10 protein-coding genes are annotated in these 12323 nt (G+C 54.0%); all 10 read left to right on the forward strand.

What is annotated here, in order from left to right:
- The first annotated feature begins 2 nt into the window (after positions 1-2).
- From ACZ52Z_RS19985 to ACZ52Z_RS20030, 10 genes are read left to right on the forward strand one after another with little or no spacing between them, the layout of a single operon-like run.
- The gene (locus ACZ52Z_RS19985; RefSeq protein ID WP_464268528.1) at positions 3-365 is read left to right on the forward strand and encodes a hypothetical protein; all 363 of its coding nucleotides are present in this window, start codon (positions 3-5) and stop codon (positions 363-365) included.
- 15 nt (positions 366-380) lie between these two features.
- Positions 381-2222: a hypothetical protein gene (locus tag ACZ52Z_RS19990; protein ID WP_464268529.1), complete on the forward strand. Its 1842-nt coding sequence runs from the start codon at positions 381-383 to the stop codon at positions 2220-2222.
- 7 nt (positions 2223-2229) lie between these two features.
- The gene (locus ACZ52Z_RS19995) at positions 2230-5268 is read left to right on the forward strand and encodes a UDP-N-acetylmuramoyl-L-alanyl-D-glutamate--2,6-diaminopimelate ligase (protein ID WP_464268530.1); all 3039 of its coding nucleotides are present in this window, start codon (positions 2230-2232) and stop codon (positions 5266-5268) included.
- Positions 5258-6337, forward strand: coding sequence for a phospho-N-acetylmuramoyl-pentapeptide-transferase (mraY, locus tag ACZ52Z_RS20000; protein WP_464268531.1), 1080 nt, complete (start codon positions 5258-5260; stop codon positions 6335-6337). The genes ACZ52Z_RS19995 and mraY overlap by 11 nt, the downstream gene beginning before the upstream one ends.
- Before the next feature lie 2 nt (positions 6338-6339).
- Positions 6340-7728 carry a UDP-N-acetylmuramoyl-L-alanine--D-glutamate ligase gene (gene murD, locus ACZ52Z_RS20005; RefSeq protein WP_464268532.1) on the forward strand — a complete coding sequence of 463 codons (1389 nt, stop codon included), beginning with the start codon at positions 6340-6342 and terminating at the stop codon, positions 7726-7728.
- Positions 7721-7933: a hypothetical protein gene (locus tag ACZ52Z_RS20010; RefSeq protein WP_464268533.1), complete on the forward strand. Its 213-nt coding sequence runs from the start codon at positions 7721-7723 to the stop codon at positions 7931-7933. The genes murD and ACZ52Z_RS20010 overlap by 8 nt, the downstream gene beginning before the upstream one ends.
- Positions 7924-9018, forward strand: a complete 1095-nt coding sequence (murG, locus tag ACZ52Z_RS20015; protein ID WP_464268534.1) for an undecaprenyldiphospho-muramoylpentapeptide beta-N-acetylglucosaminyltransferase — start codon at positions 7924-7926, stop codon at positions 9016-9018. The genes ACZ52Z_RS20010 and murG overlap by 10 nt, the downstream gene beginning before the upstream one ends.
- A 16-nt stretch (positions 9019-9034) precedes the next feature.
- Positions 9035-10417 carry a UDP-N-acetylmuramate--L-alanine ligase gene (gene murC / locus ACZ52Z_RS20020; RefSeq protein WP_464268535.1) on the forward strand — a complete coding sequence of 461 codons (1383 nt, stop codon included), beginning with the start codon at positions 9035-9037 and terminating at the stop codon, positions 10415-10417.
- 7 nt (positions 10418-10424) lie between these two features.
- Positions 10425-11354 (forward strand): UDP-N-acetylmuramate dehydrogenase, encoded by a 930-nt coding sequence (murB, locus tag ACZ52Z_RS20025; protein WP_464268536.1) that lies wholly within the window; start codon positions 10425-10427, stop codon positions 11352-11354.
- A 14-nt stretch (positions 11355-11368) separates the two neighbouring features.
- Positions 11369-12319 carry a cell division protein FtsQ/DivIB gene (locus tag ACZ52Z_RS20030; RefSeq protein ID WP_464268537.1) on the forward strand — a complete coding sequence of 317 codons (951 nt, stop codon included), beginning with the start codon at positions 11369-11371 and terminating at the stop codon, positions 12317-12319.
- The last annotated feature ends 4 nt before the right edge of the window (positions 12320-12323 follow it).

Below are 12323 nucleotides of genomic sequence, written 5' to 3' on the forward strand. Positions count from 1 at the left end.
GCATGATAACTAATGTGAGTGTTCGACCGTACAGGCAGACCGGGTCAGTCGTTCGCAAGAGCAGCAGAGTGCGACGCAGTACGCCTTTGCTTGGCCAGCTCAGGCAGTTGCGAGGTCCAATTTTCTTTTTGCTTCTGGCAGTGATAATCCCCTTGGGGAGTGCGAGTCAGTTGCTCAGCTGGCAGATACAGCAAAAAAGCATGGTGCTTGAGCAGGAGAAGCAGGCGCTGCAAACACTTCAGGCTGAAAATATGGGCTTGCTCGCGCAACGGGCCCAATTGCGGTCGGCCTCCCATATCCAGGCCGTGGCAGGTGTCCGCTTGGATCTCTATGCCCCTGAAAGAGGGCAGGTACATAAGATGTAGACAACGATAGTGAGCATGGTTTCTCCACGAAAGATTCAGCAGCGAAAAAGGCGAAGGCTTAAGCTGGCTATAGCAATGGCCGTGCTGGTCCTGGGAGGCCTTGGATTGCATGGCCATTCGGGTGGCCTGTCCAATCTGCGAGCAGCTGGGGATAGCTTGCTGCAGAAGATGACTTGGATTTCAGCGGGCGATAAGCCCGCTGAATCTGTTTTAAGAGGGACGATCTATGATCGTTCGTTGCAGGAAATGGCTGTATCCTATCAGCTCTTTTCCCTGTATGTCAGCCCGGCTGAGATCAAAGATAAAAATGCTGCTGCCGCCTTTCTCGCTCCCCTGCTCGACGAATCCCAAAAGGAAATTGCCATACAGCTCGCCAATCGGCAACGCATGATTGAGCTAGCGGACAATCTTAATCAGGAGCAGGCTGAAACGATAAATAGCAAGGGTATTGCAGGGGTCTTTTGTAAGGCGCAGGAGGTTCGATTTTATCCCGCGCATACGGTGGCATCCCATGTGCTTGGTTTTGTAGGTGAAGGTATTGGTCTAGCAGGTATAGAAGGCCGGTACGATGCTGTCCTGCAGCCGGGGGCGTTCCTGAGTGAGGATGTTGCAGGAGTTGACTGGCAGGAGCAGCGGATTCTTGGCCGTATGGCAACCGACGTAGTCCTGACACTGGATATGGGGTTGCAGAAGCGGATTGAAAAACGATTCCGACGTTATCTCGAGCAGCAGGGGGCGGCAAAGGGTATGGGGGTGCTGATGGAGCCTTTTACCGGCAAAGTCCTGGCCCTCATGAATTATCCTTCGTTTAATCCCAACTATTTTTGGCAGGCGGATGAGTATGTTCGGCAGAATCGAATGTACAGGCACAACCTGCGTAAGGAGCTTATTCAACCGTTACTTTCCAGGACTGCTGCCATTACCAGAGAGGGGCTGGCTCTGGAAGAACTCCTTCCCCCAACCGTTGCTGCGCCCGGATACGGCGTCGACGATAGCGCTCTTGCCGCTTTGGAGCAGCAGCTATGTCTTTATGAACCGGTGATCGATCGGTGGGGGGCAAGCTCCATGGAGCCGCCCGACGGGCAGGTGAGAAAGGGACTCCATTCTGCCAAGACACTGACGGGTGCGCAGATGGGAGTGGCTTTGGCAAGTCTTGTCAATGGGGGGTGGCGTGTAGCTCCCTATATCCTCGACGGGGTGTATGATCATGCCACCAAAAAGAAATACCCCCGAAAAGAAAGCGAGGCTGAACGACGGCATGTGCTTGCTCCTGCAACAGGTATCATTCTCCGGAGAGAACTTTTTCGGCATGAGGGCACGACCAGTCCGGCGCAAAAAGAATTGATAAGTTTACAGCGCCGGTATGTTGATGTTGAGGTCAAAGACGGGGTTTCCCAGTATGTCTGGCAGGAATTATATGTAGGAATGACCCCGGTGAAGATGCCCCGCTACCTGTTGCTCATGGCTGTTGAGTACGACAACCTTTACCCGCTTCCACCTGGGAAGAAGACAGAAAAATTATCGGCTATCGGTGAAGATGCTCTGCAGCAGGCCACTGTACAAACGCCTCATATGGCAGACGCGGTTCCCGGGCAGAAAAGTACCGAAAATTTCCATCAGTTTTTCATCAGTAAACGATTGAATTTTCGGGAGCCTGCAACCATCCCTGAGGGGGAGCAGTCCCTTATGCCGGAGATCGTTGGTCTCAGCCTCCGTAAAGGATTGCAGCATATCACTCCTCATGGCCTACAGGTTCAATTTACCGGCTCAGGCGTGATAGTTGCCCAGGATCCAGCGCCTGGTACATCCCTTGCAAATGTTGATGTGTGCATGCTCACGCTCCGATCAGATATCTAACACCACTATGCGAAAACTTAAGACATTAATAGGAGCCCTACAGCCTACATGCAGCGTAGGCGCTGGAATCGACGGAGAAGTGCAGGCCACTCTGCTCACTGCCGATAGCAGGGCCGTCCGTCCAGGTGCCGTTTTTGTTGCGGTCAAGGGCGGGCATCATGATGGGCATGCGTTTATCGCAGAGGCTATGGGCAATGGCGCATCGATGATTGTCGCCCAGAACAGCAGCCTAGAATCCATGCAGTTACCTCCAGGATGCGAAAGCATACTGGTAATAGTGGAAAATTCCAGAGCGGCTTTGGCGGAATTGGCCGCGGCCTGGCATGGATATCCTGCCCGGGAAATGGTGGTTGTCGGTGTAACCGGCACCAATGGAAAGACGACCTGTACGTGGCTTCTGGAGCGGATATTGGTAGAAGCAGGGTTTGCACCCGGGGTTATTGGCACTGTTTCCTATCGTTACACCAAAGGGCGGCAGGTTGTTGTGCTGCAGGAAGCTCCGCTCACCACTCCAGAGCCGCTTACTCTGCAGCAAACAATGCGTACCATGATCGACAACGGAGTGACGCATTTGCTGATGGAGGTGTCTTCTCATGCACTGCACCAGCAGCGCCTGGGAAGTTTGCAGTTTCATGTAGCCGCCTTTACCAATCTCAGCCGGGATCATCTTGACTACCATACGGACTTGGGCGCCTATTTTGTAGCCAAACAGCGACTCTTTACCGACCACCTGCGCCCTGACGGGGTGGCAGTAATTGTCAAGGATGCCGAAGAAGGAGGGCAAGAGTGGGGCGGGAAGCTTATCGCCGCACTTGGCGACCATACCGTCTACCAGTGCGGACTGGGAAGGGAATGCGGTGTCAGGGCAGACGCAATCGAGCAGGATCGGCAGGGCACTCGCTGTAAACTGATCATTATGGGCCAAGATGTAAGGGTGGTGTCACGCCTGACCGGCAGATTCAATGTGTTCAATATGCTGGTGGCTGCAGGAGTCAGTCATGCTGTCGGGATTTCGCCACAGGTGATTGCGGCAGGGTTGGCGGCCCTGGATGGTGTTCCCGGAAGAATGGAGCAGGTGTCCCTTGGCCAAAGCGCTACCTATGATCAACCGACGGTAATCGTTGACTATGCCCACACGCCTGATGCACTGGACAATGTACTAAAGGCCGTACGACCGCTCTGCCGGGGGCGGCTGGTGTGCGTGTTCGGATGTGGAGGTGATCGGGACCGGGGAAAGAGAGCGGAGATGGGAGGAGTGGCTGCACGCCGAGCTGACCTAACTGTTGTGACCTCTGACAACCCCAGAACCGAAGAACCGCTGGCGATACTAGAAGATATTGTTCCCGGTGTAGAGAGGGAAAGCGTCCGGCAGGTTGCACCATATTCTCTTTTTTCTGAAGAAGACACCCGTGCCTACACGGTCATCGCCGATCGGCGGCAGGCAATAACCCTTGCCTGCAGCCACGCCACCGGAAAAGACTGGGTAGTTATTGCCGGGAAAGGACATGAGACCTATCAGCTGGTTGGGCGACAAAGATTGCATTTTGATGACCGGCAGGAAGCGATGGAGGGGCTCATCGCATGGTCTCCCCGACATCTCCTGACAGCCACGGGTGGGCGAATTGTTTCAGGACAGGCCACCGTCCCTTTGGCAGGGGTCTCTACTGATACCAGGAATATCGGACCGGGGGATATTTTCCTTGCCCTTCGCGGTGATCGTGTTGACGGCCACGCCTATCTGGCAGCGGCAGTGGAGAAAGGGGCTGGGGCGCTGATTGTCGATAGGGATGTAGCCTCGATCGAAGAAAAGGTGCTTGTACTCAGGGTGGATGACACCCTGGCCGCGCTTGGTGATCTGGCAAGGTATCGGCGCCAACTGCTCGGAAAAAGGCTGCTGGTCACTGCTGTAACCGGAAGCTCAGGAAAGACCACTGTCAAGGAGATGGTGGCTGCAATTTTCGTCCATCAATGGAAAGCGGAAAACGATCAGGCGTCCAAGGTGCTTAAGACCAAGGGCAATTTCAACAATCTTGTCGGCCTTCCCCTTTCGCTGCTGCCGGTTACTCCGTTTCAACAAGCAGCCATCCTGGAGATGGGGATGAACAGTTTCGGCGAGATTGCACGGCTTACGGAAATTGCCGATCCTGATGTCGGCTGCATTAATAACATACAGCCAGCCCACCTCCTTGGTTTGGGAAGCATTGAGGGCGTAGCTCAGGCAAAGGGTGAACTTTTTGCGGGAATGCGGCCGGATGCTGTACGGGTGGTGAACTACGACGATCCCTTTATCCGCCGGATGGCAAGGGACGGTTGGAAAAATAGCGTTGGTTTTGCAACCTCTCCGACAGGCCGGCGGTACAAACCTATGGTACAGGTTACACGCTCGTATTCTTTAGGGCAAGAAGGGACGAGATTCAGCCTGCATATAGGCGGGGAAAAGGCGCGAGTGTGGTTGAAAGTTCCCGGCCAGCACAATGTGAGCAATGCTGCGGCAGCTGCAGCCATTGCTACTGCAGCTGGAGTTACTCTAGAGAAAGTTGTGCGAGGCCTGGAAGAATACAGTGCAGTAGATAAACGGATGGCGGTTACTGTTTTGCCGGGCGGGCTGCAGGTTCTCAATGATACCTACAATGCCAATCCAGCTTCCATGGAAGCTGCCTTGCGCACGGTGGCTGCGTTTCGGCAGGTTGGAAAACGGATAGCTGTCCTTGGAGACATGCTTGAGCTCGGTTCTTCTGCAACAGCGGCCCATCAGCGCATTGGCCGCATCGCAGCAGAACTTGACTTCCACCTGCTCGCCGTTACCGGGGAGCATGCCGATGCGGTTCGTTCCGGTGCATTGGAGGCGGGATTGGCTGAGGGGGATGTGCATATCTTTCATGGTCCCCAGGCAATAGCGTCTTGGCTTTATCAGCTGATAGCCAATGGAGTGGTTACCGGCGGTGATTGGCTGCTGGTGAAAGGATCGAGAGGCATGCGTATGGAAACCGTTATTGAATCTCTGCAAAGGCAGTTGCAACCTAACCGGGAACGCCATGCTGTATAATTTTCTTTATCCTTTTCATGTCGATTACAGTTGGTTGAACGTTTTTCGTTATATCACCTTTCGTTCGATAGGCAGTTCAATTACGGCCTTTTTGATAGTGATCGTTTTTGGTCCGCTTTTTATTGATTGGCTGAAGAGAAAGCAGATCGGACAAGTCATACGTTCAGACGGACCGGCCTCGCATTTTTCCAAACAGGGTGTTCCGACTATGGGGGGCATGCTCATTTTGGGTGCAATGACTTTTTCGACCCTCATCTGGGCAGATCTCACCAATGGCTTGGTATGGCTGCTGCTGGGGATCAGCATCTTTTTTGGAGCTATCGGTTCGGTTGATGACTGGAAAAAAATTCGTAAGGGGAATTCCCGGGGACTGACCCCCAGGGAAAAGCTCGCGCTTCAGGTGCTGGGAGCATCGTTCGTCGGGTTATACCTCATTCTCCATCCAGTGTATGACGGAGTGCTGAGTTTGCCTTTTTTCAAAGGCATCCTGCCGGATTTGGGTTGGTGGTACATACCGTTTGCGGTGATGGTCATTGTGGGGGCATCCAATGCGGTGAACCTCACCGACGGGCTGGATGGTCTGGCTGCTGGGCCGGTGGTGATCACCGGTTCCGTGTACCTGGTCTTTTCTTACGTGGCCGGGAATATGATTGTTGCCCAGTACCTGCAGATACCATATGTGCAGGGAGCAGGAGAAGTAGCCGTTTTTTGCGGTACCCTCATCGGTGCCTGTCTGGGATTCTTATGGTTCAATACCTATCCTGCCCAGATATTCATGGGCGATGTCGGCTCCCTTTCCCTGGGCGGCACCCTTGGCGCAGTTTCGATTATCACCAAGCAGGAGCTATTATTGGCCATTGTCGGCGGGATTTTTGTCGTTGAGGCCCTTTCGGTCATTTTGCAGGTCGGCTTTTTTAAAATGACCGGCGGCAAACGGATTTTCCTCATGGCCCCTATACATCATCATTTTGAAAAAAAAGGATGGGTAGAGCCTAAAGTGGTGATCCGGTTTTGGATTATTTCTATCATTCTCGGGCTTATCGGCCTTGCAACATTGAAGTTGAGGTAACGGTGCGCCATTTTTCAGGGAAAACAGGAGTTGTAGTCGGTTGTGGCAAGGCGGGACTCTCCGTGGTCAGGTTTCTCCTGGATCGAGGAGCCGATGTTAGGGTTTCAGAGGGGAGAGCCCTGGAACAGCTTGACCCTGCACTGGTAGATCAATTGCGGTCAGCAGGTGTAGAGCTTGAATGCGGTGGCCACACTCGTGGATTTATAGCAGCAGGTGATTTTGTTGTGGTCAGCCCAGGAATCTCACTGGATCAGCCGGCCGTGCACGCGGCTCGGGCGCAGGGCATCCCGTTGTATGGCGAACTGGCGCTGGCTGCCGATGGATTCAAGGTGCCGGTTATTGCTGTTACCGGCTCAAACGGAAAGACCACGGTGACAAGTCTGCTGGGAGAAATTCTTGGCCGTGATCGCATGGTTTTTGTCGGGGGAAATATAGGGACCCCGCTGTTGGACTATTTTCTTGAGCCCCCGAGTTATAGGGCTGTCGTGTTGGAGCTGTCCAGTTTTCAGTTGGAGCTGGTGGGTTCGTTTAGGCCGGATATCGCCCTGTTCCTTAATATTTCTCCTGATCACCTTGATCGACACCATACCCTGGAAGAATATGCCAGGGCCAAGTGGAACCTGACGCTCAATCAACGACAGGGAGATCAGCTTGTTCTCGGAGGAGATGACCCTCTGCTTGCTACGGGCAAGGTGCCTCAGGGAGTCAGTGTCACCAGGTTCGGTATCGATCGTCGGTGTGAGGCGAGAATTGACGATACCGTGATCAGCCTGCACCTGGAGGCAGGCGAAGGACCCATTGTTGAATGCTATCCTCTGGACAATACAGCCCTGGTATCGCCGGTCAACCGTTTGAATGCGGCTGCGGCTGTCCTTGCCGCGAGACTTGCCGGATGCGGCAGCACCCAGATAGCACAAGGGTTGGAGAATTTCCAGCCCCCGATGCATCGCATGACCGAAGTGGCGGTGATTGACGGAGTTCGCTACATCAACGATTCCAAAGCGACAAATCTCGGAGCGTTGGAGGCTGCGCTTCTCGGGAGTGAGGTGCCGGTTGTCCTCATTGCGGGTGGCCGGGGAAAAGGTACTGACCTGAAAGTACTCGAGGAGCTTGTCGAAAAAAAGGTCCGTAGACTGATCCTTATCGGTGAAGCTGCGGATATGATGCAAAAGGCATGGGGAGAGCGGGTACCGTCAACTGTTGCCGGATCTATGGAAGAAGCAGTGCAGGCTGCACATCTATGGGCACGAGCAGGGGACCAGGTGCTACTTGCACCAGGGTGTGCCAGTTATGACATGTTTCCCAACTATGAGAAGCGGGGAGAAGCTTTCATGGAGAGCGTGCGTCGGCTTGAGCGGGTCGGAGAACAAAAGCAGGTGAACAATGGTTAAGATTTGTTGTGTATGTAACCGTGTCGAACAGGCGGGATCTTGGACCTATAATGGTTACTATTACGAAGACGTACGTACGACCCATGGATACTGCCCGTCCTGCTTCAATGAGGCAATGGCGGAAATAGAGCGTTATGTTGCCGCTCGGCATGATAAGGCGACCCGGCTTGAGTTGCCTATGGTACAGTGTGCAGCATGCGTCTAATTGTGACAGGCGGAGGAACAGGCGGCCACCTTTTTCCAGGCTTGGCTTTAGCTCAAGCGATGCTCGAGGCTCGGCCTGATACCGTGGTCTTGTTTATCGGTACAGCCAGGGCGGTGGACCAACAGGTCTTTGCGGGGACCGATATGGAAACGGTAGCCCTTCACTGCAGCGGTCTCAAGGGGACCTCAATCGGAGAAAAGGTGTTTAGTCTGCTTCAACAGCCGAAAGCCATCTTTGCAGCATGGCGCATCATTCGTACCTTTCGGGCCGATCTGGTGTTTGCTGTTGGCGGCTATGTGACCGGGCCGGTTATGGTGGCAGCACGAATGCTCGGGGTGCCGATATGCATTCATGAACAGAATTCGGTTCCTGGATTGACCAACAGGTTGGCTGGAAAAATAGCCGCCACTATCTGTACGTCCATACCGTGCGGTAGTAGTTTTCCCGAGCATAAAGTGGTGCAGACAGGCAATCCTGTGCGTCGGGAAATAGTGGCGATCGGACAGAAGAGAAAAAAGTGGAAGGCGCCGTTTACTATCCTCGTTCTCGGCGGCAGCCAGGGGGCGCATCGCATTAATCAGCTGGTTATGGCGAGTGCACGGGAGCTGGTGGAAAAAGGGCACAGGTTTCGCCTGATTCATCAAACCGGAGTGCAGGACCATGCCCAGGTTGCAGGAGCCTATGCAAAACTGGGAATTGAGACGGTCGTTCAACCCTTCTTTCAGGATATGGCTGCGTTGTACAGTGATGCGCATATGGTGGTGTCAAGAGCAGGGGCAACCACACTGGCCGAATTGGCGGTGGCAGGATTACCGGCTGTTTTGATCCCTTACCCGTTTGCTGCTGATGATCACCAGCAGACCAATGCGGAGTATTACGCCCGAGGAGGCGGGTGCTGTATCAGGTCGGAGGCTGATCTGACGAGTCAGGAGTTAAGTAGACTGCTCGAAAAACTGTTGGTAAACGGAGAGCACAGGTTGCCGGATATGGCCGCAGCGATGCGGGAGATGGCGATACCCGAGGCCGCTGACCGTATCGTGCGACAGTGCCTTCAACTGGTGGACAAAGATAATTCGGTCAATTGAACCGCTGCGAGACCAAATGTACAGAAGAACCAAACATATTCATTTTGTCGGAATTGGCGGGATAGGCATGTCCGGCATTGCCGAACTCCTGCTGAATCTCGGATATTCGGTGAGCGGCTCTGATCTGCAGGAGACGGATATTACCCGACGCCTGCAGCAGCTGGGGGCCAAAGTGTACAAGGGGCATGAGCGGCAGTGGGTTGGCAATGCCGAGGTGGTGGTCACCTCAACTGCGGTTGGCCCCGACAATCCGGAAGTGCTCCAGGCGCAGGAAGAACATATCCCGGTTATTCAGCGTGCGGAAATGCTGGCAGAACTGATGCGGTTAAAGCGCTACGGTATTGCCATAGCCGGTAGCCACGGAAAGACATCAACCACCTCCCTTGTCGCCAGTATCCTGGGTGAAGCAGGGCTTGATCCGACGGTGGTGGTGGGCGGCAAAGTGGCAAGTCTCGGAGGAAATGCCAGGTTGGGAGAAGGAGAATTTCTTGTTGCCGAAGCAGATGAGAGTGATGGGTCCTTTCTCAAGTTGTCTCCGGTGATTGAAGTGGTAACCAACATTGATCTGGAGCATCTCGATTACTATCGCGATCTGGAGCACCTGCAATCGGTTTTTCTGGAATTCATCAACCGGTTGCCCTTTTATGGCGTTGCTATTGTTTGTTTTGATGATGTGAACATCGCCAAGATTTTGCCGCTGATCCATAAGCGAACCATCACTTACGGATTGACAGAGCAGGCGGATATTTATGCCACCCGTATAGAGACCCACGCAGGAGTTACCCGTTTCACGGTAAAGAACAGGCAGGAAGAGCTGGGAGTCATAACGCTCCACCGGCCTGGAAGGCATAACATCTACAACAGTCTGGCAAGTATAGCTGTTGCTCTTGAACTGGAGATAGATTTTGCTGATATTGCCACGGCCCTTAAGGCTTTTGAAGGGGTTGAACGTCGGCTTGAAGTCAAGGGAGAGGCTTCCGGTGTACTGGTAGTTGATGATTACGGGCACCATCCCACCGAGATCCGGGCAACTCTTGACGCAATACGTGAAGCCTGGCCGGAGAGGCGACTGGTGGTCGCGTTTCAGCCGCATCGATACAGCCGCACCCAGGGGCTGTTTGATGATTTTGTAACAGCTTTTCATCGGGCGGATGTGTTGATTATCACTGACATATATCCGGCGAGTGAAGCACCCATTGCAGGGGTGACTGGCCAGGCCTTGCAGGAGGCCATCAAACAGCATGGCCAGCGCGGTACCAGCTACGTGGCCGAGCTTATTGATTCTCCTTCAGCATTGGTACCGTATCTCCGGGAAAATGACCTGCTGCTTACCCTTGGCGCAGGAAACATCGTGTACACTGGAGAGCAGGTGCTGCGATTACTAAAGGAGACCGGCTGACAGGGACATGACCGACAGGCAGCGAAAAGAGCTGGCCCAACTCGTTAAGCAGGTTGAATGGGATGTGGATATGGGACTCCACTCAACTTTCCGAACAGGGGGACGGGCGGATGCACTGGTCGGGGTAGAGACAGTGGCTGAGTTGTGCGGGGTGCTCGCCTGGGCAACAGCCGAGGGGGTGAAAAACCACGTGCTTGGCGGTGGTTCCAACATACTGGTTGTCGGGCCGCGCTTTACCGGAATGTTTATCCAACTGACCGGGGCACTGGCACAGCTCAGTCTTGCAGATGCGGCACAACCGCAACAAACTGCTCTTCACTGCGGTGCCGGTTGCCGGCTTGGACAGGTAGTGGCCTTCTGTATTCAGCATGCGCTCACCGGCATGGAGTGGGCCATCGGTATACCCGGTACGCTGGGAGGCGCTGTGCGAATGAATGCCGGAGCCCATGGCCAAGAGATAGCCGATGTCGTGGGACGGGTGGAACTGGTATCCCGAGAGGGGGAGCTGCTGACGTTTGCAGCTGAAGACATTATTTTCGGGTATCGCTCCAGTACCTTTCCCGGGGAAGCGGAAAGAGGGGGATACATCTATACCGGTACTGTCCTTTGGCTGGTGCCTGGACCAGTGGAACAGATTCAGGCGAAGTGCAGGCAATATTCCCGCTGGCGGCGAGCTCATCAACCAGGCGGTGCAGGAACTGCCGGCTCGTTTTTCAAGAACCCGCTGGGGGAATCGGCCGGTCGCCTCATTGAGGCTGCTGGCCTCAAAGGTTTCTGTCGCGGAGGAGCGCAGGTCTCCCCTCAACATGCAAATTTTATCGTCAATACGGGTAGTGCCGAACCAAGAGATATCCTGGAGTTGAAGGATATAGTGCAACAAAAGGTGCAGGCTGAGACAGGCATTTGGCTTGAACCGGAAGTACACATCTACGAATAGGGGCAGGTTACGGTATGGTTGCTTACACCCCAGGTGGTTTTTCTCCTCGGTCAACGGAACAACGAAAGAGAAGCAGGGTTGTGCGCCTCCTGCAGGGCATGCGGCAACGGCTGCTGCCAGGAAACAGGCAAGGTGAAAGACCGTTCTCCGGCGGAAGGACTATTCCAGGTGTGCAGCGTGAAAAAAAAACGAGGTGGCACCCACAAGCGCTGGTGGTGGTCCTGCTGTTTGGTATAATTACAGGGCTCATGGGATGGGGGGTGCACAAAATCGTTGTTCGCTCTGATGTGTTTCGGTTGACGGAGGTGGAAGTTCACGGCAATATGGTGACCACCACCCAGCAGCTGCTCGATACGGGTGCAATCGAACAGGGGCAAAGTCTGGTCGCCGTTGACTGCGGCGAGGTTGCCGGAGCAATTGCCCGTTTACCGTGGATTGACAAGGTAAAGGTGAAGAAGCACTGGCCCTCCGCGCTTGAAATCAGCGTCAAAGAGCATAGACCGCTGGCGCTGGTCCACCATGCTTCCCCGCAGGGTAGCAACCTCTACTATGCCAACAGCAGAGGCGAGTTGTTTGCTCGCTTGCAGGCCGGGCAGGACTATGATTTTCCTGTTATAACTGGTGGAAAGACGGAACGGATCGGGGCGTATGAACGGCTCACTGCGGATAGTCCATCCGCCTCGGCATTATTGCTGTTGAAGTTAGCAGCCAAAGGCAACGCCATTTTACCTGTGCAGTCCATATCAGAGGTGCACGTGGACCCTCGAGAAGGACTGGTGGTCTATCTGGTCGACCACCCCTTCCCGATTTATTTTGGTGTAGAGAACGTGCATACCAAATATTACCGCCTGGTAAAAATTCTGGAACGATTGTATCGTAAGGAGCAAATAACTGGAATTTCATCCATACGGATGGACTACATGGAAAATAAGATTTTAGTCGCTCGAGCGGAACTTGACAGGTAAAAAG

The sequence above is a fragment of the Desulfogranum aggregans genome, from assembly GCF_055398265.1.